Source organism: Microbacterium sp. SORGH_AS_0862, from assembly GCF_030818795.1.
In the GTDB taxonomy this organism is placed as follows: Bacteria; Actinomycetota; Actinomycetes; order Actinomycetales; family Microbacteriaceae; genus Microbacterium.
On record NZ_JAUTAY010000001.1, the window covers coordinates 926,594 to 949,361 of the forward strand.

A 22,768-nucleotide genomic window follows, 5' to 3' on the forward strand; every position below is an offset into this window, starting at 1 on the left:
CCGATCAGGGCAAGCCCCCTACGGCACGACGAGGTCGACCCGCGACTCGGCGTCGCCGTCGACCACGACCCACGCCTCAGTTGTTCCCTCGGGCAGCGCCGCGGTGACCGAACGGGCGACCTCATCCAGGTGATGCTTCGACGTCACTGCGATCTGTAGGCGCGAACCCGACTCCCATACGTACGCGATGCGCTCCAGCTCGGAGGCATCGAGCCGCCCGACGAGGTCGCGGGCACGGGCCCCGTCCGCCTCGCCGAGCCGAATGAGCTCGCCCGCGAACGCCAGCCGAGGCTCGGCCTCGGGCAGCAGGATGCGGGCGCGCTCTGCAGCTCGCGCGTAGTCGGCCTCCTGCGCCAGCGTCATCACGAGCGCATCGTCGCGCAGCCTCATCCCCGTCAGCGGCACCTCGGCGACGAGGGCGTCCCAGGCGGCGAGCGCGCCCGCGACCCGCGGTGGCGCATCCCCGACATCCACGACGCGATCCTCGGTGCGGACGAACAGTTCCGAGCGCGCCTCGGGCGGAGCCGTCGCCGCCAGCTCCGGCAGGCCACGGATCAGCTCGACCGCATCGCCCACGTCGGCACCGACGAGGGCGATGAACGACTCCGCGATCTCCGCCGACACCACGCGCTCATCGGCGCGGAGAGCGAGCGCCGTTCCCACGGCGGCCGCATCCGTCTCGAGATGTCCGGTGACGATCAGCTCGACATCGTCCGCGAGCAGCGACACCAGTCCCCGCATCCGCTCCCCGTTCTCCCGCGTGTACGAGCTCAGCCGGTCGGCGAGCGCGGAAACCTCACGATCGGCGAGCCCGTCACGCGCCACGACCTGCCCGCTCACACCCCCGGTGAACGGCTGATTCTCATGACTGGTGAGCTCCACCGAGGCCACCGCCGGATCGTCACCGAACTCCGTCGCGAACGCTCCCGCCTCGCCGTCCTCCCGTGCAACCCGACACCAGCGCGACGGTGAGCGCGAGCGCCGCCGCGACGGCGGACAACCGTCCACTCGTCGTTGCCGCACCGCGCCGTCGCCTCACACCGACCCACCTTATCCACGAGCTTCACACCGACACCGGACACCCTGCCGTCCGCCGCCTCCCGGCACCGCAGTCGATGTCCGAGGTGCATGCGATGCTCATCTCACGTCGGAAGCCGCAGCTTCCGGCCGGAGAAGACGCCCCCGGCTCGATGTCTGAGGTCGGTGGCAGACTCTTTACAGGTCGAAGATCACCTGGTCTTCGACTGTTGTTCCCGCCGAGTGCCCCGGCATCACAGGTCGCGCGCGAGCGCGTCCGAACCAGGGGTGGCACTCATGGCACGCGACGAGGTGATCGGCTTCAGCGACGCGCAGAATGCGCGGTTCGCCGAGGTCGTGCACGCCGTCGAAGCAGCGGATGCGGCCCTCGCCGCGGCCCAAGCCCGCATGATGCGGGCACTCGCCGACGCGCGAGAACTGGCACGCGAGGTCGCGGCATCCTCACCCGCACAGGTGCGCGCCCGCGACATGGCCGAGCGCGCCGTCTCGTCCGAGATGGCCGCCGCTCTGCGCCTCTCCGACCGCGCCGTCCAGCGGCGCATGGATGCGGCGGCCGAGCTCGCCTCCGACTACCCCCGCACTCTCGCCGCACTCGAGTCGGGCCGCATCCACATGGGTCACGCCCGCATCATCACGGATGCGGGCCGCATCCTCCCCGCCGAGACCCGCGCGGTCTTCGAGACCCACGCGCTCCCCCACTGCGAAGCGCAGACTCCCGGGCGGGCGAAGCGTGCCATCGAGATGCTCGCCCAGCGCCTGCATCCCCGCCCCTTCACCGAGCGTCACCTCGAGGCGCGGGCGAGACGCGGGGTGTCGATCACCCCTCTCGGCGGGGGCATGAGCCACCTCGGCATCGATGCCCCCACCGTGCTCGTCGACGGCGCCTACGATCGCGCCACCCGCATGGCCCGCGCGCTGCTCGACCTCCGCGCGCAAGCAGCAGCGCGGGTGCGCGACGCGCGCGCCTCGGGACGCGAACCAGACCCCGCCGACCTCACCCTCGCCTCCGACACACGCACCACCGACCAGCTGCGCGCCGATCTCATGGCCGACCTCCTTCTCACCGGCAACCCCGGAGCGGATGCGGCCCTCCCCGGAGACGGCGCGGGCACACTGGGCGCGATCCGCGCCCAGATCCAGGTCGTCGTGCCCGCACTGTCGCTCATCGGCGCCGACGACCACGCTGCCGACCTCGCCGGGCGGTCGCCGATCGACGCCGACACCGCCAGACGCCTGGCCGGCGGCAACGCCGAGTGGCGCCGCATCCTCACAGACCCGATCGACGGTCGGGTGCTCGCCAGCGATCGGCGCCTCGCCCCGCAGGATCTCCGCCAGTGGGTGCAGGCGCGAGACCAGCACTGCCGTTTCCCCGGCTGCACCACCCCGGCGATCCGCTGCGAGATCGACCACGTCGTCGAGTGGGCGCGCGGCGGCCCGACCGCCGTCGACAATCTGCAGGCGCTCTGCCAGCGTCACCACTCGATGAAGCAGTTCACGGCCTGGAGAGTCTCGCTGCTCGATCACGGTGTGATCTCGTGGACCTCCCCACTCGGACAGACGTACACCGATCACGCCTCGCCCCCGATCGTCTTCTTCAGCGACGAGCCGCTCGCCGGCACAGCCTCCCCCGGCGCGCCCATCCATCTGCATCCGATCCGCGATACCGCGTTCTCGAGCGAACCCGACGACCCACCGCCCTGGGAGGACTCTGCCCGCCGGCCGCCCCGACCCGCGGCTCCGCCGCCAGGACCGACGCCGCAGCATCCGGATGATCCGCCGATCTGACACGACCGTCCGTCGCGACCGCTCGTGCCGTCTGCCGCGATCCATCCCGTCGAACCCGTCGCCGTCGTCGTCGTCGTCGATCGCGAGTTGCCTCTCCCCCACCGACCGATCCCCCTGCCCACCGATCCCCCTGCCCACCGGCTCCATCCCGCCGGCGGACGGAGGGAGATCCGACTCGCGCACCCCTCTGCACACGCACCACCTCTGCACGCAGCACCGTCACCGCCCGCCGCGCGGCGCCACGCGCCTCGTCGGCGCAGCGCCGGGCGAGGTCAGCCGAGAGCGGCGAGCGCCACGGCGAGCGCAGCGTCGAACGAGATCTCCCGCTCGTGCGAAGACAGCGACTCACCCGTCGCCGGCACGTCCGTGACCGTCAGCACCGCGAGAGTCTGCACCCGCTCCGCCGCGCCCACCGCATACAGCCCGGCCGCCTCCATCTCGACGGCCAGCGCACCATGAGCGGCGAGCCGGTCGAACAGCCCCTCGGGCGTGCCGTAGAAGTGGTCCGAGCTGAACACCGCCCCGGCGTGCACCCGTGCGCCCGCCCCGTCCGCCGCCGCGGCCGCCGCGCGCGCGAGCGAGAAGTCGGGCACATGGCTGAACATCACGCCCGGCACGCGCGCGGCGCTCATGGCCGAATCCGTGTGCGCCGCCGTCGCGATCACCACGTCGCGCACAGCCACATCGGGGTGAATGCCGCCCGCGGTGCCCACACGCACGATCTGACGCACGCCGTAGAAGCGCGCAAGCTCTGTCGCGTAGATCGTCATCGACGGCGCCCCCATCCCCGACGCCATGACCGTGAGTGGCTCGCCCTCGTATATGCCCGTGTAACCCAGGATGCCGCGCACCTCGGTGACGAGCACCGCCTCCTGCAGGTGAGTCTGGGCGATACGGCGTGCGCGATACGGGTCTCCGGGCATGATCACGCGAGACGCGATCTGCTCCGGGGACGCGGCGATGTGCGGTGTGCTCATGTGAGTTCCTCTCCTGACAACCAGCGAACCAGACGATCGAACAGCACTCCATAGCCGTCCCACGCGAGAAAAGCCGGAGTCGCCCAGTGCGGTGCGAGATCCGACGTGAAGGCGGCCGTACGGCCCGCCCCGTGGGCCCCCACGACCAGCAGCGGGTGCTCCCCCGCCGCCGCGATCACCGCGGCATCCGGCTTTGCGCTCACCTCGTTGAGCCCGAGAAGTGCCGGCCACCGGGCATCCAACGCCGCGACGATCGGATGCGGCGCCGCCACGCACGGTTCGACGCCCGACGGCAGCTCCACCCTGTCGTCGCGGTCGAGCATCCGAACAGGCAGCGCGTCGGCGAGCGCGGTTCGCCCCCATCGCGCCTTCGCGTCGATCCCGGAGAAGCTCATGTAGCCGCCCACCATGAGGAGGCCACCGCCGTTCGCCGCGAACTCGACCAGCGCTGCGATCGAGTCCGCCACCGGGAGCGACGACGAGAAGACGGCGGGCGGCAGCTGAAAGGTGTTCGCACCCACATCCGACACCACGACGACGTCCGCGACCTCGGCAAAACCGGATGCGGATGTCGGCAGATCGAAGGGGACGCGGTGCGCAGGCACATGGATCACGACGTGCCCTCGCTCCCGCAACGCAGCGACGAACTCGACTCCTCCTGTCTCGTACTCCGAGGTGGTGAAGGTGTCGAAGCCTTTCTGGTGGATCGAGTGCACGAACCACGACTCTCCGACCAGCAGGATGCGCGTCATAGACACCATGCAAATGCATTTGCTTTCCGCTTGTTCGCGCCTCCCGTTACGAGTTCGTGAATTCTGCGCCGCGCCGGCGTGGCCGACCGCGCCGACGCGTCGGACGCACGGATAGGGTCGCCCGATGATCCCTCTCGTTGTCGACACCGACACCGCCGCCGACGACTGCTTCGCCCTGCTCGTCGCCCTGCTCGACCCTCGCGCCGACCTTCGCGCCGTCACCATGGTGGCGGGCAACGTCGGCTTCACACAGCAGGTGCACAACGCCCTACTCACGATCGCCCTCGCCGGCCGAGCCGGAGAGGTGCCGGTATACCTCGGAGCCGACCGTCCTCTGCTGCGCCCCTGGGTCGACGCGGTCGACGTCCACGGCGACGGCGTCGGAGGGATCACCCGCCCCGACGACGGCCAGGCCCCCGCCGACGAGCACGCGGCGCTCGCGCTGATCCGACTCTCGCGCGAGCACGAGGGGCGGTTGCGCATCGTCGCCATCGGCCCCCTGACGAACATCGCACTCGCCGTGCGGCTGGATCCCGGGTTCGCCGCGCGCATCGACCGACTCACGATCATGGGCGGCTCGATCAACGGCCGCGGCAACATCACCCCCGCCGCCGAGTTCAACATCTACGTCGACCCCGAAGCCGCCGCGATCACGCTGGGCGCGGGCTTCGCCGATCTGCGCTTCGTGACGTGGGATCCGGTGACACTGAACGACGCCGTCTTCGATCGGGCGCGGGTCGCCGAGATCGCAGCGCTCGACACTCCACTCGCCCGCTTCTTCGTGCGCGCCAACCAGGCGACCTTCGACTTCGACCTGCGCGCGGGTATCGACGGATCGACGCATCCCGACTCGCTGTCCGTCGCCCTCTCGCTCGACGAGGACCTCATGATCGACGCCGCCCCCTTCGAGGTCACAGTCGAGACCTCGGGCCCCGCGACGCTCGGCGCGACGGTCTTCGGCTGGCGCTCCACCACACCGAACGCCACCGCACCCACGAGCATCGACGGAGAGCGCTTCTTCGCCTACCTCAAAGGGATCATGGCGCTGACCCCGCCCACCCCGAGCGCGGTGATCGACGCGATAGACAGCCCGTCGCCGGCCGGCTGAGCTCCCCCAGCCCTCAGAGCTGCGCAGCCAACACGCCCTCGACGATCGCCGAGGCGACGGCGGCCTCGTCGAGCCCGACAACCCACTGCACCCAGCCCGTCGCATCCGGAACGAAACGCGTCACCCCGACCGGCGACACCTCGACGCGACCCGGCTCGGAGAGCGTGAACAGACCGGGCTGCGTGAGCGCCAGCACCGTCACCGGATCGTGCGGCACGTTCCACGTCTCATTCCAGAACGCCCACCACTGATGGATGTCGCGCTCGAGCGCAGCACCCAGAGGGCCGCTGCGCGCGATCACCTCGATCTGCTCGGCTTCGAGCCGCACGCGACGCGTCGCCTCCAGCGTGGCGATGGTCGTCGGGATGCCCGACTCGAAGACGCGCGCGGCGGCGTCGACGTCGCTGCGCACGTTGTGCTCGGGCTCGTCGCTCTCGAACGAGCCGCCCATGAGCCAGAGCCGGCGTACCGAGCGGGCGAACGCGCCATCGCGGTCGATCGCGGCGGCGACGTTGGTGAGGGGGCCGACGGCGACGATGTCGATCGCGCCGGGCTCGGCGAGCACCGCGTCGACCATGACGTCGACCGCATCTTCCGAGTCGACCGGTTCGTCTTCCAGCCGCTCGTGCAGAGTTCCCTCGTGCCCAGCCCACCACACCTCGCGCCCGGAGCGCGTCGGACCCGTTCCTGCGACGGCCCGCACCCGACGCCGCGCCAGGCCCGCGTAGCGCGAGGCGAGCCTGGCGCGCAGCAGAGTGTCGCCGTACACGGTGGTCACGGCGCGGATCTCGACCTCCGGCGCGCCGAGCAGAACGGCGAGCGCGAGAGCGTCGTCGACGTCGGTCCCGAGGTCGGTGTCGAAGAGAACGGAGCGAATCGGCATGGTTCATTATGTGCGATGCAAAACGATTTACCGTAGGCTCGCGCTACCACACCGCCCGATGACCTCGGAGCCTCCTCATGACCTACGCCGACCGCACCCGCGGATGCCTGATCGCCCTCGCCGCGGGCGACGCGCTGGGCGCTCCGACCGAGGGCATGACGCGCGAGGGCATCGCGGCGGCATTCGGGCGCGTGGAGACGTTCCTCACCGCCGATGCCGCAGGCACCGACGACACCGAGTACGCGGTTCTCACGGCTCAGGCGGCGCTCGCGCACGGCTCGGCGCTGACCTCCGACGACGTCGCCGATCTGTGGCTGCGCGCCCTCGCGATGCAAGATGGCGGCTTCTCCGGCGCGGGCTTCTCCGAGATGGTCGCCCTCGCGGGGCTCGCGAGCGGGCTGCGCCCGCCTCACAGCGGAAGACGCAGCTACGAACGCTGGAGCGACGGGGCTGCCATGCGCGTCGCACCGCTCGGACTCCTGTGTCCCGGCGACCCGACCGAAGCGGCACGACTGGCCGCGATCGACGCCGTGGTCAGCCACAGCGACGACGGTGTTCTCGCCGCACAGACGGTCGCGGCGGCGATCGCGTCCGGTGCGGGCGGCGCGGGGTGGGAGGCGGCGCTGGCAGCCGGTCTCGCCGCCATCCCCACCGACTCGTGGACGGCGCGCGGCATCACACATGCACTCGAGCTGGTCGATGCCGCGCCCGATGCCGAACACGCCGAGAGGATGCTCTCCGACGCCCTCCCCCTCCGTCACTATCCGTGGGCGGATGCGGCTCCGGAGGCGGTCGCCTTCACGTTCGGACTGATCGCCGCACACCGGGGGCACCTGCAACGGGCGGTGCTCGCGGGCGTGAACATGGGGCGTGATTCCGACACCATCGCCGCGATGGCCGGCGCGATCTGCGGCGCCGTGCACGGAATGGCGGCGGTGCCACCGGGCTGGGCCGATCGCGTGCGTCGCGTGGCGGGGGTGTGCATCACCGCCACGCGCGGCGTCGACCTGATGCAACTGGCCGATCGACTCGCGGAGGCCGCCCATGCTCGATGACTCGGCTCTTCTGGCGCGCGCCCGGGCGGTCTTGCTCGGCCTCGCGATCGGCGATGCCCTGGGCGCCCCGGCCGACGTGCACCGTAGCGTCCGCACGCCGTGGGTGCGCGGGCGACTCTGGGCGGGCAGCGCAGAGCTCGACGCCGAACGCGTCAGTCGCCCGCTGCTGCCCTTCGCCCCCACCCTCGATGATGCGCGGGGCATCTCAGCCACCGACGACACCGAGGAGGCGGTGGCCGCCGCGATCTGCCTGCTCGCAGCCGACGCAGGCACGGATGCGGGCCTCTTCGCGCGCTGGCTGGCCATCCACGCCGACCGCGACGCCTGGCTGGGGGTCGCCGCCCGCAGCGCCGAGCGCAACGCCGCCCGCGACGCCCTCCCCGCCCTCATTCGAGAGCTGAGCCCGCGGATGTACTCCCACGCGGGCACCGTGGCCGAGACGCTGCCGCTCGCCCTGGCCGTGACGATGCTCGCCGAGGCCCAGGCGTCGCGCGCGATCCCTCTGAGCCTCGCGATCGCACGAAAGGCCGACTCGCTCCCGGCGTTCGTCGGCGCATTCTGCGGCGCGCTGGGCGGGGGTGCTGCACCGGAGCACTGGTCCGAGCTCGACGCGGTGCGCGGACACCTGCTGCCCGCTGTCGCGGGCACCTCGCTCGACGCGGTCGCCGCAGACCTCGCCGCCCACGCCCGACGCGGCCGCAACCGCCATCGCGGCCATCCCCGATCGGAGAACAGATGAGCACGGCGACGACGTGGATCGACGCGACCGACCCGCTCGCGCGGCTGCCCAAAATCGCCCTGCACGACCATCTCGACGGCTCGCTTCGCCCCGAGACGCTCATCGAGCTGGCAACAGCGGCCGGCATCGCCCTCCCCCGCACGACACCGGCCGCCCTGCAGCACTGGCTGCGCAACTTCGCCGAGCTCGAACCCGGCCGCGACTGGGAAGACCTGTTCGGGCTCAGCACCTCGGTGATGCAGTCCCGAGATCAGCTGCGACGCGTCGCCCGCGAGTATGTGCATACGCTGGCCGCCGACGGCGTGGTGTACGCCGAGAGCCGGTGGGCGCCCGAGAAGCATCTCGCGGGCGGGCTGACGATGGACGAGGCGGTCGAAGCCGTCGCCGAGGGACTCGCCCGCGGCGTTGCCGACGTCTTCGAGCTCGGCCACCGCGTCGAGGTGCGCCAGGTCCTCTCCGTCATGCGCACCGGCTCAGCCGGGCAGCAGGTGCTCGACACCGCCCTGCGCGCCGCAGACATCGGCGTGGTCGGCATCGACCTGGCCGGACACGAGGAGGGCCGCCCCGCTCACGAGCATGCGGCGACCTTCCAACGCGCCGCAGCGCAAGGGATCCGGCGCACCGTGCACGCCGGCGAGGCCGCCGGCGCCGCAAGCGTCGCCGACGCCGTCGAGACGTGCGCCGCACAGCGCATCGGCCACGGCGCGCGCCTGGTCGAAGACATCTCCATCTCGGGCGAATCGCACGACGTGCACAGTGCCGTCGGTGCCTGGGAAGCGGCGGGCTCGCTGGCCTCCTCGCTCCTGCCGGGGCCGATCGCCACGCAGATCCTCGACAGGGGGATCGTGCTGGAGGTGTGCCCCACCTCCAACTCCGAGGGTGTCGTCGTCGCGAGCATCGCGCAGCACCCGGTCGCGTTGCTGGCCGCCGCCGGCATCCGCGTGACGCTGCATCCCGACAACCGGATGCTGAGCGAGACGAGCGTCACGGGTGAGATGCGCGCGGTCGTGCGCGCGTTCGGGTGGTCGCACGCGCAGCTGCGACGCTCGACGCTCGACGCGCTCGACGCCGCCTTCGGCCCCGCCGAGGCGCTCGAGCGCATCCGCGCCGAACTGGTCCTCCCCGGCTGGGGCTGATCAGGGCAGGCTCAGCCCCGCCAGGCCCCCTCCGCGCGGATGCGCAGAATCTCCTCGCGCACCTGCGTGTCGCGTCCGGGGCGTTCGTTCTCGAGTTTCGATCCATCGGTCCAGAACCCGTCGACGTCGCGTCCGGCCTCCTGACCGCGGCGGGTGTGCACGTCGAGGGCGTAGTCGGGGATCTCGAAGGGGCGCTCCTCGGCAGCCATGAGATGCAGCACCAGATTCGCCCACTCGTCGGAGGTGCGGTCTTTGACCCGCTCTGCCAGGAAGCGGATCGCGTGCACGGCGAACAACCACCGATCGCCGGCTGAACGCTCCATGCGCTCATGCATCTGGAACAGAGCGTTGATCACGACGGGTTCCTGGAAGCTGCCGTCGCCCACGTCTTCGGCCGAGATGACGCTGAGGCGTGACCACATCACCGCCTCGAGCTCGGCGCTCGTCTCATACAGCTCGCGACCCACGAGCAGCGCCAGGCGGAGGTCGCCGCGGCGAATCGACTTCTGCAGGGTGGAGATGAGCTCGTCGGCGGCGTAGCCGCGCTGCGAGACGACCCGCGTCCACGGATCCTGGGTGTGCGGAACGGGCATGGCGTGCTCTTCTTTCTTCGGAGAGGGGCTGTCGGGCAGAGGATGGGGAAGATCCCGCGGCGCTCAGGCTGCGGAGATGCGTGCCATCAGCGTGTCGAAGTCGGCCTGACGGCGAGCGAGCGCCGCGGGCAGATCGATCGTGGTCAGCTCGCCCTCGCGCTTGAGCCAGCGTCCCGCCGTCATGACGTGCGTCGTGTCGAAACCGGAAGCGCCGTAGACCAGGGCGGAGTGCACCGACTGCGCCCCGACGGGGCCGCGATGCAGGGCGGCGACGGGGAGCGCGATGAGATCCGCGATGGCGCCTTCGGTCAGCACACCGTCACCGGCGGCTCCGCCCATGGCGTCGCGGGCCCGCCAGGTCGCCATGCCGAGCAGCTCTACCGGCGTGATGGCGTGCGGCCGCTGTTCGGCGAAGGCCACGAGCTTGCCGAGCGTGCGGAGCTCCTCGAACATGTCGGCGTTGTTGTTGCCGCAGACGTTGTCGGTGCCGATCACGACGTTGACCCCGGCGTCGAGAGCGGCACGCACCGGCGCCGCGTGGGCTCCGCTGATCATCGCGACGCTCGCGGCGACGGCGAGGCTCGCCCGCGTCGCAGCGAGCAAGTCCAGATCCTGCACGCGCACATCGTTCGCGTGCGCGAGCAGCACCGGCACATCTGCGATGCCGAGTTCGCTCAGCATCGCCAGGGCCGATCGGTCGAACTGCTCCTCGCAGACGTCGTCCTCCTCCGTAGAGGTCGCGTAGTGGGCGTGCAGTCCCGCACCGTAGCGGCGGGCGAGGGCGAACTCCGCCCGCACCGTGTCGATGCGGTTGTCGACGAAGAACGCGTGCGGGCCGATCCATCGATCCACGAGACCGTCGTCGGATGCGGACACGAACGCCTCGGCCGCGATGAGCGATGCATCGCGGCGATCGTCGTCGCCCAGATCGACGATGCCGTAGGCGACGCTGGCTCTGACCCCCGTGGACGCGACGGCGTCGACGTAGGCGTCGGCGAACAGGTACTGGTCTGCGAAGGAGGTGGTGCCCGATCCGATCATCTCGGCGCAGCCGACGAGGGTCGATGCGGCGAGGAGGTCGGGCGTGAGGTGCAGCTCCTTGGAGCGGATGGAGCCCAGCCATCCCTCCCAGGTGAGCAGCGAGTGCCCCTCCGACACACCGCGCAACAGCATCATCGGGGCGTGCGCGTGGGCGTTCACGAGTCCGGGCATCAGCACGCTGGCCCCCAGGTCGACCACATCTCGCCCGCGCGGCCGCGCGCCGCGCACCGGACCGACCGAGACGATCAGCCCGTCTTCCACGATGACGACGCCGGGCTCGATCACCTCGGGCGTCGCCCCTCCGACCACCACATGATCGGCGACGATCGAGAGCGCGCTCATCCGATCGCCGCGCTCTCGACACCGCGGGCATCCTCCGCGCCGCGGACATCGTGCGCGCTCCGCCCCGCCATGAGAGCACCGATCTCGACATTGCTGAGCTCGCCGCGGGCGTACGGCCCCGTGACCGCGCCGTCGTAGATTACGAAGATGCGGTCGGCGAGCGTCATGATCTCCTCGAGCTCGGCCGATACGAGCAGCACCCCCGCGCCGCGCAGACGTGCATCGAGCAAGGCGCGATGCACGAACTCGATGCTGCCGACGTCGAGACCCCGGGTGGGTTGGTTGGCGATGATCACCGCGGGGTCTCCGTCGAGCTCGCGGCCGATGACGATCTTCTGCAGGTTGCCGCCGGACAGGTTGCCGATCACGCGGCGCGGGGCTCCGCCTCGCACGACGTAGTCCTCGATGACCTCACGGGCGAACTCATAGATCGAGCGGCCCTTCAAGAACCCCCACCTCGAGAAGCGGCTCTGGCGGTAGGCGACGGAGACCGCGTTCTCGGCCAGCGTCGCCTCGCGGTTCAGCCCCACGTGCATACGATCTTCGGCGATGTGGGCGAGCCCCACCGACCGGGCCACCCGAGGGCCCCTGTTGGTCACGATCCGACCGGCGATCGATACCTCGCCGGAGTCGACCTTGCGTAGGCCGGCGATGGCGTCGATGAGGTTGCCCTGCCCGTTGCCGCTCACCCCCGCGATACCGACGATCTCACCGCCGCGCACCTCCAGGTCGACACCGGCCAGACCGGAATCGCCCGCACTCACCTGGTGGGCGACGAGGTCGCGGACCACGAGCATCGGCTCGCCGGGCTCACGATCGGCGATCTCGGCCCGCAACAGTACCTCGCGACCCACCATGAGCCGCGCGATCCTCGCCGGGCTGGCGTCGCCCACCGGCATTTCGCCGACCACGTGTCCGCGGCGCATCACGACGATGCGGTCGGCGACCGCCATGACCTCGGGAAGCTTGTGACTGATGAACACGACGGCCGTGCCCGATCGGGCGAGCTGGCGCACGGCGACGATGAGCTCCTGCGCCTCCGCGGGGGTGAGCACGGCGGTCGGCTCATCGAGGATCAGCAGTCGCGTATCCCCGGCGAGCGCCTTGAGGATCTCCACGCGCTGCTGCAGCCCGATGGGAAGCGTCGCAACGACATCCGTCGGATCGAGAGGGAACCCCAGCCGAAGCCCGAGCTCGCGCACGTACTCCTCGGCGGCCCTGTCGTCGACGCGCCCGCCCCTCGTGCGCTCGCGCCCGAGCATGACGTTCTGTGCGACGGTGAAGCTCGGCACCAGCGCGAAGTGCTGCTGCACCATGCCGATACCGCGCGAGATCGCATCCTCCGCCCCACGGATCTGCACCTCTTCACCGTCGATGAAGACGCGGCCCTCATCCATCGGGAACGCTCCGAACAGCAGGTTCATGAGCGTCGTCTTGCCGGTGCCGTTCTCACCGACCAGCGCGACGACCTCGCCGGCAGCCACCGAGAGCGAGACGTCGGCGACGGCCAGCACGCCCGACGACGCGAAGTACTTCCGCAATCCCTCGAGTCTCAGGAACTCACTCATTGCGTCATCTCCTCTGAATGATGTGCGGCTGTGCGGCTGTGCGGGACGGCCGCACGACGCGACCGCCCCGCACGATGTCAACCGAGCGAGGCGCAAGCCTCTGAGTCGGGCGCGTTCAGCGCGTCACAGACCTCGAACGAGCCGTCGAGGATCGACGCCCGATACTTCTCGACGGCAGCCTGCGCCGCCGCGACCGTGTCAGCGAGCTCGGGGTGAGCATTCACGAACGTGGTCGATCCCTCATCCCACGACAGGCCCGTCGCTCCCTCGGCCAGCCCCACCAGCTTGACGCCCGAGGTGAAGTTGCCGTCCTTGGCCTGGGAGATCATCTCAAGAACGCTCGCGTCGACGTGCTTCATCATCGAGGTGATGACGGTACCGGGCGCGACGTCGTCCTGGTTGGAGTCGACGCCGATCGCGTACACGCCCTGCTCTTTGGCGGCCTCGATCACACCGGTCCCGGTGCCACCGGCGACCTGGTAGATCACATCGACGCCGTCGCTGATCATGTCGAGCGCAGTCGCCTTGCCGAGCGCCGGGTCGTCGAAGACGAAGTTGAGATAGCTCGTCTGCACCGTGCAGTCGGCGCACGCGGTCTTCACGCCCTGCTCGTAGGCGTAGGCGAACTGGTTGAGTGCGGGAGAATCGCCGCCCACGACCTGACCGACCTTCTTCGAGGTGCTCATCGTGCCAGCCACGAGGCCCGCCAAGAAGCTCCCCTCGTGCGTGTTGATGGTGTAGAGCTCGAGGTTGTCGGGAAGATCCTTGTCCTCGCTCGACTGATCCGGCATGCCGATCAGCTGATCGGGATACTGCTCGGCGATGGAGATGACGGTGTCGAGAGGCAGCGTGATGCTCAGGAGCAGATCGGGCGACGTCTGGATCGCTGAACGCAGCAAGGTCTCGCCTTGCGCCGGATCCGGCGCCTCGATGTGGTTCGTCGTCACTCCCAACTCGTCGGCGGCCGAGGTCAAGCCGGCGATCGCCGAGTCGGTGTACGAGAGGTCGCCCGCCACGCCCCCGACGAGAGTGGCCCGGTAGTCGCTCGATCCGCCCGGGGAGGCAGTGCCGCCCGACGACGAGCCGCTGCAGGCGGCGAGGGAGAGCGAGAGCGCGACGGCTCCCGCGGCGACGGCGACGATCTTTCTGCTGTGCGTCATGGTGATTCCTTCGGGTTGGGTGTTGCGCGGGTGGGAGAGCTGGTCGAGACGTCGCCGGATCACACGGCCGCAGCGGGCACGCGGCGGCGACGCCGCGAGGGCCGGTAGGTGCGCGCGCGACGCGTGCCGCGGTACCCGACGATTCCGAGCACCGCGAGAGTGGCGATCATCGGCAGACCCTGGACGATGGCGTTGGGAAGGTCGGTGGTGCTCTGGAGGCGGATGGCGAAGGCGTCCGAGAATCCGAACAGCAGCGCCGCGGGAACCAGGAAGAGGGGGCGATTCATGGCGAGCAGCGCCGCGGTGATCGCGATCCAGCCGGCGCCTTCGGTCATGTCGCGGGCGAAGAGCCCCAGTTCGCCCACCGTGAGGAAAGCGCCGCCGAGTGCGGCCACCGCCCCCGCGCCCACAAGACTCCAGGTCTGCACCTTCGAGACGGACAGGCCCGCGCTGAGCGCCGCCACGGGCGACTCGCCGACCGCCAAGAGGTGCCGCCCGGAGCGGAACTTGAAGAGCAGGCCGTAGCCGATCGCGAGCACGAGAGCCAGGTAGACCAGGGCGTTGTAGCCGCTGAGCATCGTGCCGAGAACGGGCACGTCAGAAACGAGGGGGATCTGCAGATCGGGCAGGATCGTCACGTCGGGCCGCCAGACTCCTGTCCCCCCGAACAGCACCCGCATGAGGTACACCGACAGCTCGAGGAAGAGCATGTTCAGCCCGATCGCGAAGATGATCAGGTCGACTCCGATCCGGTGCGCGACGGCCATCATCGCGCCGGTGAGAGCCCCGGCGAGCGCGGCGGCGATCACCGCGACGATCGACGATCCCGACATCGAGAGGGCGAGAAGTCCCACGAACGCCCCGACCAGCATCTTCGCCTCGATCGCGAGATTCAGCACGCCCGCACGCGAGCTGAGCGCCGATGCGATGGCGCCGAAGAGGATCGGCGTCGTCAGTCTGACGCCGTTCGAGAACATCTCCGGCGTGAAGAAGGAGGACAGGAAGTCCATCAGCGCTCTTCCTCCGTGGTCGTGGTCGAACCGCTCACCGACACCGGTTCCGGTTCATCGGGCGGCGGTGCCTGTGCGGCGCGCTGTTCGATCTCCTTCGCGCCGCGCCGCTTGCTGAGCCACAGCTCGAGACGGTGGGCGAGCGGCGTCTGGATCGCGACGAGCACGATCATCAGCGAGAGGATGACCGAGCCGATCTCACGCGGGATGCCCATGAGGATCTGCAGACCGTTGATGGCTCCGATGGAGATCGACGCGAACACGACCGCGGCGATGCTCGCGCCGATCACGGTCGTGCCTCCCAGGATCGCCGCGGTCAGACCGTTGAATCCGGTTCCGTCCATGAATCCGTCGATCACGCGGTAGTTCATGCCGAGAACCTGGATGCCTCCGCCGATCCCTGCGAGCGCGCCGCCCAACGCTGCTGCGCGGATCACCGCGTTGCGTGTGCGCATCCCCGAGTAGCGGGCGAACACCGGCGCCTCGCCGGCCATGCGCTGCTCGTAGCCCCAGGTCGTGCGGCTCATGTAGATGTAGGTCACCACGACGAAGACGAGCGCGATCACGATGTTCATGCCGAGCTTCGTCGCCGGGTCGAAGACCGCGAGCCGCGCCGTCTCGTCGATCTGGGGGGTGAAGGATGCGCTCCCTCCCGCTTCGCGCAGGGGGTAGTTGACCAGATACGACAGCAGCAGCGCGACCATCGAGTTGACGATGATGCTGACGATCAACTCGTTCGCACCGAGGTAGACGCGAAACAATGCGGGCACGATACCCACGAGTGCGCCGGCGACAGCGCCGCCCAGCAGCGCGATGACCGGATGGAGCCCGCCGGGCAGCGGCACCATGTACCCGATCACGACCGCGGCCAGACCGCCCATGGCGTACTGGCCTTCCTGCCCGATGCTGAACAGGCCGGCCCGCAGAACCATCACCGCGCCGAGCCCCGTCATGATCAGCGGCGCGGCCGTCGTCAGCACCGTCGCGAAGTTGCAGAACTGCGGCGCACAGGTGAAGGCGGCCTGGCCGATGGCTCCGATCGCCTCGCCGGGTGACGCACCGCCCGCGGCGATGAGCACCGCACCGATGACGAGCGCGACGATCACCGCGATCACGGGTACGGAGATCCGCTGCGCAGCGCGGGCGAGATCCAGGTCCTTCATCGTTGCACTCCGGAAAATGCCAATCGATTTGCATTCGTCGACAAGAACATCACGCGATGATCATATGGAGGCGCTCGAGCCCCGAAGAACCACGAAACAGTATCTTCAGAGCGGAGAAATCGGCACGAAACACCACCCCTTCCCCTCGCTTGCTCCGGGCCGCGCATAGACTGGTCCCGCAAACGGATTGCACACTCCAACCAATGCGGGGGATGAGATTTGGACGCGCAACGTAAGCGCCGGCCAACGATGCAGCAGATCGCGCGCATCGCCGGGGTCAGCGTCACAACCGTGTCGCACGTGCTCTCGGGAAATCGCCCCGTGAGCCCGAGGACGGCCGAACGAGTTCACGCGGTCATCCAGCAGTACGACTACGTGCCCGTCTCGGCTGCCCGCAGGCTGAAGAACGGTCGCGGCGGGCTCATCGCGCTCGTCGTCCCCGATCTCACCGTGTCGTACTTCGCCCACGTGGCCAAGGGCGTGGAGCGGGCTGCAGATGCCGCAGGGCTGGGCGTGATCGTCTGCAGCGTGTCGACGAACGCACCCCGTCGACACCTGGACCTCGTTCGCGACGGCACCGTCGACGGCATCGTCCATCTCTCGCACGATCCACAGATCGACCGCGAGATCGTCGCTCTGTCGGCGGACTACCCCGTCGTCATAGCCGACGAGGCCCTCGCCACCGCGACCAGCATTCCCACCGTGACGGCCGACAATCTCCGCGGCGGACGTCTGCTCGGCGAACATCTCGCCGAGCTCGGCCATCGGCAGGCGCTCATCATCGCGGGCCCCGAATCTCTCGGTTCGTCCTCTCTTCGCGTGGTGGGCATCCGCGAGAGCTTTCCGACGGCGCTCGTGCTGCGCGGCGACTTCACGGCTGAGTCCGGTTACCGCCTGGTCGGCGAAGCGCTCGCCAGCGGGCTCACCTTCACATGCGTCGCCACGGGTAACGACGACCAAGCACTGGGCGTTCTGCGCCGACTCCGCGAAGCCGGCATCGACGTGCCGCACGAGATGTCGGTGACCGGGTTCGACGACGGCATCGTCGCCGACGCACTCGGGCTCACCACCGTGCACCAGCCCGCAATCGAGATGGGCGTGCGCGCCTGCGAGCTGCTCATCGAACTGATCGACAGCGCTGAGACCGCCGAGGCACGCTCCGACATCCCTCCGGAGCTCATCCCCGTCGAACTGCGCGTGCGCCGTACGACCGCTCGCGCATCGTCCCCAGCCTGAGAGAGTCCCCGGCCGTCAACCGCGCGCCTTTGCGGAGATGCCCGTAGCCCGGTCGCCCGTGCGCCGAGGGTCGTGCGCCGGCAGCCGACGGCCGGACCGCCCGCCGTGTTCTCGACCCGGCGCGCCCGCGTTCATAGCCGGTTCACCGGGTGCACACCGTCGACGACCCTCACCCGGATAGATCTTTTCTCGGCCCGTCCCGAGGCCGCCGAAAGGATCTTCACAGCTCATGAAGCACCCGACCCGACGCGCGTGGAGCGCGGCCGCCGTGGCCGCCGCACTCGCGCTGATCTCCGCAGCCGCGGCCGCGCCGTCCGTCGCCGAGACACCCTCGCGCACGGTCGTCATCGACCCCCGCAGCCGCCTCCGTCGCCGCTCCCGCGTGGCCCTCGATCGATCCCGCAGCGATCGACCCGACCGCGACCGGCTCCGGCCGGGCCAGCGAGCTCGCCGCATCCGTCATCGCCACCGCCCGCACGGGCGCGCAGGTCCTCGCGGGCGACACCCTCCCCGCCGCCGCGAACACGGTCCGTGCGCACTTCGCCGACTTCATCGCCGCCGGAACCCCGCTGCTCGCGTCCCCCGACGACACCACGCTCATCGCCCTCGCCGGCGACACCGCGACGGTCGTCTTCGCCAACACCTCCAGCACCCAGGCGACCCTCGAGATCGACGTGCGCTCCTTCGCCGATCACACCGCCGCGGCCACCACCGTGCACACCACCAGCGCCGCAGGCGAGCTCGTCGCCACGCCGGCGACGCCCGTTCCCGCCACCGGCCTGATCACGGTCGCCGCCCCCGCGGACTCGATCGTCACGGCCGTCACCAGCGGCCTCGTCGTCGCCGCAACCCCGACAGCGACCGCCGCACGCGTCGCACCCGCATCCGCCCTCGTCGGCGAAGGCCGGCTGCGCCTCATCGAGTCGTCCTACGCGCCCGGCAAGGTCATCGAGCTCGGCAACCCCGCCGCCCAGCCCACCGGCCCGACGGGTGCGACCTCCCCCGCCGCTGCCGCCGTGTTCACGATCTCCGGCGTCGCCGCCCTCACGCAGAAGCAGGCCGTCGTGTTCTCCCCCGTCACCGCGCGGGCCGACACCTATGTCATCTCCACCCAGGACGGCCGCGTGCTCTCGCGCCGCGACAACGCCGCGAGCGACTTCCGCTACCTGCAGCTCACCGAGCGCACGATCGACGACGCCGCCGCCGACCCCTACGCGCAGTGGACCGCCGTCGACGCCGGAAACGGCGAGGTCTCGCTGCAGAACGTGCAGCGGGATGCGGGCGGCGCCATCGCGGCCCTCGACCTCTACAACTGGAAGACCGCCGACGCCTCCGAGGTGCAGACCTACACCTTCAGCGGCGCCGCCGTGCAGAAGTGGAAGATCCACCCCCTCACCGCCGCCGTCGCATCCGACACGGTCATCATCCAGCCCGGCGCCGCACCCCAGCTGCCGACCCTGCTGCGCGCCGCCTACGGCTGGGGCACCCGGTTCGAGATGACGACCCTCACCTGGAACCTGCCCGATGAGAACGTGTGGACCACCGACGGCAACGTCACCGTGACCGGCACCGGCATCGGCTACTTCGGCGAGCAGGTTCCCGTCGAGGCTCGCTACCTCGTGGGCTCGCTCTCCGACGGCGCCGACGCCACGTACACGACCTTCGCCGGCGTGCTCATCAAAGAGCTCCAGATGCGCGCACCCCGCACCGTCGTCCGCGGTGTCTCGGGCTCCGAGGCCACCGTCGACGCACCCGTCACCTGGGACTGGTCGCGCGTCACCGACGCCGACTTCGCCGCCCCCGGCACCGTGACCGTGCCCGCCGCTGCGAAGAGCGGGTTCACGGCCAACCTCGTCATCACGGTGACCCCTGCCGCAGCCGCCAACATCCTGCGCGGCGCCGGCGTGCACCACACCGTCACCCACATGGACGGCTCGAACTTCCAGCTCACCGACGGGGTGCGTAACGTCTCGGGCTTCTCCGACTGGCGATCGGGCGGCGCATCCAACCGCGTCAACCCGAACACGATCACCTTCTTCCTCGACGAACCCCAGCAGGTCACCGGCGCGGCGGTGTTCGACATCGCCGGAAAGCGGAACGTCGGCACCGTCACGGTGCAGTACCGCACGCTCACCGGCGGCTGGGCGAACCTGCCCGGCACCGCCTGGCCGGTCACCAACCCCACCGCCGATCTCAGCCTCGAGGTCACGAACGAACCGGTCATCGCCACCGGCGTGCGCGTCATCATCACCAACAAGTCCGCGAGCACGTGGATGACCCTCTCCGAGATCGAGGTCTCGGGTCTCACGGCGGGAGACGCACGATGATCCGCTCCGCTGCGCCCCTCGCCGCCGCATCCACCAAGGAGACCTCGTTCATGTCACGAACGACCCGCCGCGCCGTCACGGTCGCGACCATCACCGCCATCGCCGGCTCGGCGCTGCTGGGCGGCACCGCCGCATCCGCCGCGACGCAGAGCACCGCCGCACCGAGCACCACGACCACCGCCCCCGCACCGGGCACCGCCGGCTCCGACTCCGTCGGCGACCGCTCCAGCTTCGTCGTGCCCGTGCTGCCCGACACGCAGTTCTACTCCCGCTACAGCGCATCGCAGTTCGTGCCCCAGTACGGTACGAACCCCTTCGAGGTGCAGACGCAGTGGATCGTCGACAACCAGCACGAGCTCAACATGCCCTTCACGGTGCACGTGGGCGACGTCGTCGACCAGCAGGGTCAGAGCGGCGAGTGGGATGCGGCCGCCAAGGCCATGAAGATCCTCACCGACGGCGGCATGGAGTACTCGGTGCTCCCCGGCAACCACGACGTGAGCGACATGAACGCCCGCTCCTCCGTCGGCATCTCGGGCAACTACCTCGCCCGCTTCGGAGAGTCCCAGCTGCGCGCCCAAGCGGGCGACGGCCTGATCGGCACCTTCCAGAACGGGCTCTCCTCGGCCTACCTGTTTCAGGCCGAGGGCCACACGTGGATGTCGCTCGCGATCGCGTGGAACGCCTCCGACGACACCTTCGCGTGGGCGCAGGGCGTGCTCGACGCGCACCCCGGCGTCCCCGTCATCCTCTCCTCGCACGCCATCATCGGCATCGCCGAGGACCAGGTGTCGCCGGCATCCTGGTGGTGGGGCGAGGAGCTGTGGAATCGCCTCATCAAGAGCAACGACGAGATCATCCTCACCGTCAACGGTCACTTCCACGGCTCCACGTCGCAGACGCGTACGAACGACGCCGGCCACCCGGTGTACCAGGTGCTCACCGACTACCAGATGGCCGCCGACGGCGGGAACGGCATCATGAGCCTGTTCGAGTTCAACCTCTCGGGCGGCGACATCACCCTGTCGACCATCTCGCCGTGGGTGCCCAAGAAGCACGCGAACTCCGTCGCCTCCACCGACGCTCCGGTGCTGACCGGCTCCGGGCAGAGCCTCACGATGCCGCTCGACTTCCGCTCGCGCTTCGGGTGGACGATCGACCCGTCCCAAGAGGACGACGTCGACCTCTCGGCGCGCGCGAAGGCGATCGTGTCGAAGGGCTGGAACGGGTCGAACGGCGGCACCGCTCGCGCCGTCGCCGGCGCTTCCAACGACTACATCCAGGTCGACGGCACGGTCGCGCACTGGCGATTCGGCGGCGTGCCCGAGGGAGTCGTCGACGAGAACTCGGTGATCCCCGACGTCGCCGGCGACAGCCCGATGTACCGCAACGCGATCGATCAGACCGACGCGAACGAGGCCCTCGACGACGTGAAGGTCTCGCATGAGAACCACGCCTACTACTCGTCCGACTTCGGCGCGGTCTGCTTCAGCAACGTCTACCGCAACGCCTCCGGCCCCGACAACCTGTCGTTCCTGTCGACCGAGTACGGCGCACCGGCGACCTTCGCCGACCTGACCGCCTCGACCGGCTACACGCTGGAGAGCTTCCTGCAGCTCGACGAGGGCTGGACCGAGACCGCCAACCGATGGGGCGCGGCGATCACCCGCGGCGGCTCGCGCGAGTGGACCGGCATCCACGATTCCGCAGATCCCGGTGCCGGCGCCGCGTGGCTCGGCATCTCGAGCCTGCGCGAGTACCAGTACTCCGCCGGCGACACAACGACCGGAAACTCGTACACGAACTGGTCGGGCGAGATCATGCCCGGCTCGTGGCACCACGTGGCGATCGTCAACGACCCCGACGCCCGCACCGTGATCATGTACGTCGACGGCGTGCCCGTGCTGCGCAACGCGTCGAACGTCGGCGGGATGATGGCTGCGGACTTCATGCCCTGGATCATCGGCACGTCGACGTGGGACACCGAGCCCGACCACGGCTGGAACGGATGCGTCGGCGAGACCCGCATCGTGGATCACGCCCTCTCGCAGAGCGAGTTCCTCACCGAGCGCGTCGACATCGACGGCACGGGCGCGAACTTCGCGCTCACGACCGACACCGGCACGGTCCTCGCACACGACGCGAAGATCACCGAGTTCACCGGAACCGGCTTCCCGGGCGCGAAGATCACCGTCACGGCGGGACAGGCTCGCCTCGGCGAGGCCGTCGTCGCGCAGGACGGCAGCTGGGAGGCGACTCTCGACGCACCCGTCGCGGGCTCCGGCGCCCACACCTTCGCGTTCACCCAGGCGATCGGCACCCGCTCCGGCAAGCCCTTCGAGGCGACCCTGACGATCGGTGAGAACACCGCCTGGAGTCCCGTCGAGAGCGATCTGACCGACAGCCTCGAGGGCCTCATCACCGTGACGCCCGAGAACTTCGTGCCGGGCCAGGCCATCAGCGTGCGCGTGCCGGAAGGACACGAGGGCGAGGAGCTCTCGGCCTTCCTCTTCTCCCAGCCGACCGGCCTCGGAGTGTCGACGGTCACCGGCGGCTCCCTGCGCCTCGTGACCCCCGCATCCCTTCCGCTCGGGGTGCACCGGCTCGCGGTCTACACCGCGGACGGCACGATCCTCGGCTGGAGCAACGTGCTCATCAGCGCACCCGTCATCGGCACGGACCCCGTGCCCGTCCCCGACCCGACGGCCCCGGTCGCCGCGGGTCCGGGGGCATCGGGGGCACTGCCGATCACCGGGATCGAAGCCGCATCCCTGGTGCTGCTCATCGGGGCAGGACTCGGCGCACTCGCCTTCGGCGTGGGCGCGGTGCGTCGAGCTCGGCGCCGCTGAGCCGGC

Annotated in this window: 19 protein-coding genes; 8 read left to right on the forward strand and 11 right to left on the reverse strand. The window is 70.0% G+C overall.

Features of this window, described 5'->3' with window-relative positions:
* Positions 1-18: 18 nt before the first annotated feature.
* Entirely contained in the window at positions 19-891 is an 873-nt protein-coding gene (locus QE377_RS04245) for a hypothetical protein (protein WP_307319915.1), read from the reverse strand.
* Positions 892-1,314: 423 nt separating this feature from the next.
* On the opposite strand from QE377_RS04245, the gene QE377_RS04250 reads away from it, so the two are divergent.
* Complete coding sequence (locus QE377_RS04250) at positions 1,315-2,823, forward strand: HNH endonuclease signature motif containing protein (protein WP_307319917.1); 1,509 nt, start codon at positions 1,315-1,317, stop codon at positions 2,821-2,823.
* 272 nt (positions 2,824-3,095) lie between these two features.
* On the opposite strand, the gene deoD is transcribed toward QE377_RS04250, so the two are convergent.
* Together deoD and QE377_RS04260 are read right to left on the reverse strand one after the other, a co-directional pair.
* A complete protein-coding gene (deoD, locus tag QE377_RS04255; RefSeq protein ID WP_307319918.1) occupies positions 3,096-3,800 on the reverse strand; it encodes a purine-nucleoside phosphorylase in 705 nt (234 codons plus the stop codon).
* Complete coding sequence (locus QE377_RS04260; RefSeq protein ID WP_307319919.1) at positions 3,797-4,552, reverse strand: glutamine amidotransferase; 756 nt, start codon at positions 4,550-4,552, stop codon at positions 3,797-3,799. Before QE377_RS04260 ends, deoD begins: the two co-directional genes overlap by 4 nt.
* A 124-nt stretch (positions 4,553-4,676) precedes the next feature.
* On the opposite strand from QE377_RS04260, the gene QE377_RS04265 reads away from it, so the two are divergent.
* Positions 4,677-5,660, forward strand: coding sequence for a nucleoside hydrolase (locus QE377_RS04265; protein ID WP_307319920.1), 984 nt, complete (start codon positions 4,677-4,679; stop codon positions 5,658-5,660).
* Positions 5,661-5,673: 13 nt separating this feature from the next.
* Here QE377_RS04265 and QE377_RS04270 read toward each other — a convergent pair whose 3' ends face one another.
* Positions 5,674-6,543: a nucleoside hydrolase gene (locus QE377_RS04270; protein ID WP_307319921.1), complete on the reverse strand. Its 870-nt coding sequence runs from the start codon at positions 6,541-6,543 to the stop codon at positions 5,674-5,676.
* A gap of 77 nt (positions 6,544-6,620) precedes the next feature.
* Here QE377_RS04270 and QE377_RS04275 point away from each other — a divergent pair, with 77 nt between their 5' ends.
* From QE377_RS04275 to QE377_RS04285, 3 genes are read left to right on the forward strand one after another with little or no spacing between them, the layout of a single operon-like run.
* Positions 6,621-7,598 (forward strand): ADP-ribosylglycohydrolase family protein, encoded by a 978-nt coding sequence (locus QE377_RS04275; RefSeq protein ID WP_307319922.1) that lies wholly within the window; start codon positions 6,621-6,623, stop codon positions 7,596-7,598.
* Entirely contained in the window at positions 7,588-8,337 is a 750-nt protein-coding gene (locus QE377_RS04280) for an ADP-ribosylglycohydrolase family protein (RefSeq protein WP_307319924.1), read from the forward strand. Before QE377_RS04275 ends, QE377_RS04280 begins: the two co-directional genes overlap by 11 nt.
* Entirely contained in the window at positions 8,334-9,473 is a 1,140-nt protein-coding gene (locus QE377_RS04285) for an adenosine deaminase family protein (protein WP_307319926.1), read from the forward strand. Before QE377_RS04280 ends, QE377_RS04285 begins: the two co-directional genes overlap by 4 nt.
* An 11-nt stretch (positions 9,474-9,484) precedes the next feature.
* Here the strand turns inward: QE377_RS04285 and QE377_RS04290 are convergent, their stop codons facing one another.
* From QE377_RS04290 to QE377_RS04315, 6 genes are all read right to left on the reverse strand, one after another.
* Positions 9,485-10,066: a hypothetical protein gene (locus QE377_RS04290; RefSeq protein ID WP_307319928.1), complete on the reverse strand. Its 582-nt coding sequence runs from the start codon at positions 10,064-10,066 to the stop codon at positions 9,485-9,487.
* A gap of 63 nt (positions 10,067-10,129) precedes the next feature.
* Complete coding sequence (locus tag QE377_RS04295; protein WP_307319929.1) at positions 10,130-11,449, reverse strand: amidohydrolase family protein; 1,320 nt, start codon at positions 11,447-11,449, stop codon at positions 10,130-10,132.
* Positions 11,446-13,017 (reverse strand): ABC transporter ATP-binding protein, encoded by a 1,572-nt coding sequence (locus tag QE377_RS04300; RefSeq protein ID WP_307319931.1) that lies wholly within the window; start codon positions 13,015-13,017, stop codon positions 11,446-11,448. The genes QE377_RS04295 and QE377_RS04300 overlap by 4 nt, the downstream gene beginning before the upstream one ends.
* Positions 13,018-13,094: 77 nt before the next feature.
* A complete protein-coding gene (locus QE377_RS04305; protein ID WP_307319933.1) occupies positions 13,095-14,177 on the reverse strand; it encodes a BMP family ABC transporter substrate-binding protein in 1,083 nt (360 codons plus the stop codon).
* Positions 14,178-14,236: 59 nt separating this feature from the next.
* On the reverse strand, positions 14,237-15,187 hold the full coding sequence (locus tag QE377_RS04310; RefSeq protein ID WP_307319934.1) for an ABC transporter permease: 951 nt from the start codon (positions 15,185-15,187) through the stop codon (positions 14,237-14,239).
* The gene (locus tag QE377_RS04315; RefSeq protein WP_307319935.1) at positions 15,187-16,350 is read right to left on the reverse strand and encodes an ABC transporter permease; all 1,164 of its coding nucleotides are present in this window, start codon (positions 16,348-16,350) and stop codon (positions 15,187-15,189) included. Before QE377_RS04315 ends, QE377_RS04310 begins: the two co-directional genes overlap by 1 nt.
* A 249-nt stretch (positions 16,351-16,599) precedes the next feature.
* Between QE377_RS04315 and QE377_RS04320 the strand changes: the two genes are divergently transcribed.
* Positions 16,600-17,586: a LacI family DNA-binding transcriptional regulator gene (locus tag QE377_RS04320; RefSeq protein ID WP_307319937.1), complete on the forward strand. Its 987-nt coding sequence runs from the start codon at positions 16,600-16,602 to the stop codon at positions 17,584-17,586.
* Between the two features lie 220 nt (positions 17,587-17,806).
* Here the strand turns inward: QE377_RS04320 and QE377_RS04325 are convergent, their stop codons facing one another.
* Positions 17,807-18,238 (reverse strand): hypothetical protein, encoded by a 432-nt coding sequence (locus QE377_RS04325; RefSeq protein WP_307319939.1) that lies wholly within the window; start codon positions 18,236-18,238, stop codon positions 17,807-17,809.
* A gap of 22 nt (positions 18,239-18,260) precedes the next feature.
* Here QE377_RS04325 and QE377_RS04330 point away from each other — a divergent pair, with 22 nt between their 5' ends.
* Complete coding sequence (locus QE377_RS04330; protein WP_307319940.1) at positions 18,261-19,913, forward strand: Ig-like domain-containing protein; 1,653 nt, start codon at positions 18,261-18,263, stop codon at positions 19,911-19,913.
* Positions 19,910-22,762 carry a LamG-like jellyroll fold domain-containing protein gene (locus tag QE377_RS04335; protein ID WP_307319942.1) on the forward strand — a complete coding sequence of 951 codons (2,853 nt, stop codon included), beginning with the start codon at positions 19,910-19,912 and terminating at the stop codon, positions 22,760-22,762. Before QE377_RS04330 ends, QE377_RS04335 begins: the two co-directional genes overlap by 4 nt.
* Positions 22,763-22,768: the final 6 nt, after the last annotated feature.

Coding starts and splice junctions, on each gene's coding strand:
- QE377_RS04250 (WP_307319917.1), top strand. CDS start 1,315: ATGGCACGCGACGAGGTGATCGGCTTCAGCGACGCGCAGAATGCGCGG.
- deoD (WP_307319918.1), bottom strand. CDS start 3,800: ATGAGCACACCGCACATCGCCGCGTCCCCGGAGCAGATCGCGTCTCGC.
- QE377_RS04260 (WP_307319919.1), bottom strand. CDS start 4,552: ATGACGCGCATCCTGCTGGTCGGAGAGTCGTGGTTCGTGCACTCGATC.
- QE377_RS04265 (WP_307319920.1), top strand. CDS start 4,677: ATGATCCCTCTCGTTGTCGACACCGACACCGCCGCCGACGACTGCTTC.
- QE377_RS04270 (WP_307319921.1), bottom strand. CDS start 6,543: ATGCCGATTCGCTCCGTTCTCTTCGACACCGACCTCGGGACCGACGTC.
- QE377_RS04275 (WP_307319922.1), top strand. CDS start 6,621: ATGACCTACGCCGACCGCACCCGCGGATGCCTGATCGCCCTCGCCGCG.
- QE377_RS04280 (WP_307319924.1), top strand. CDS start 7,588: ATGCTCGATGACTCGGCTCTTCTGGCGCGCGCCCGGGCGGTCTTGCTC.
- QE377_RS04285 (WP_307319926.1), top strand. CDS start 8,334: ATGAGCACGGCGACGACGTGGATCGACGCGACCGACCCGCTCGCGCGG.
- QE377_RS04290 (WP_307319928.1), bottom strand. CDS start 10,066: ATGCCCGTTCCGCACACCCAGGATCCGTGGACGCGGGTCGTCTCGCAG.
- QE377_RS04295 (WP_307319929.1), bottom strand. CDS start 11,449: ATGAGCGCGCTCTCGATCGTCGCCGATCATGTGGTGGTCGGAGGGGCG.
- QE377_RS04300 (WP_307319931.1), bottom strand. CDS start 13,017: ATGAGTGAGTTCCTGAGACTCGAGGGATTGCGGAAGTACTTCGCGTCG.
- QE377_RS04305 (WP_307319933.1), bottom strand. CDS start 14,177: ATGACGCACAGCAGAAAGATCGTCGCCGTCGCCGCGGGAGCCGTCGCG.
- QE377_RS04310 (WP_307319934.1), bottom strand. CDS start 15,187: ATGGACTTCCTGTCCTCCTTCTTCACGCCGGAGATGTTCTCGAACGGC.
- QE377_RS04315 (WP_307319935.1), bottom strand. CDS start 16,350: ATGAAGGACCTGGATCTCGCCCGCGCTGCGCAGCGGATCTCCGTACCC.
- QE377_RS04320 (WP_307319937.1), top strand. CDS start 16,600: ATGCAGCAGATCGCGCGCATCGCCGGGGTCAGCGTCACAACCGTGTCG.
- QE377_RS04335 (WP_307319942.1), top strand. CDS start 19,910: ATGATCCGCTCCGCTGCGCCCCTCGCCGCCGCATCCACCAAGGAGACC.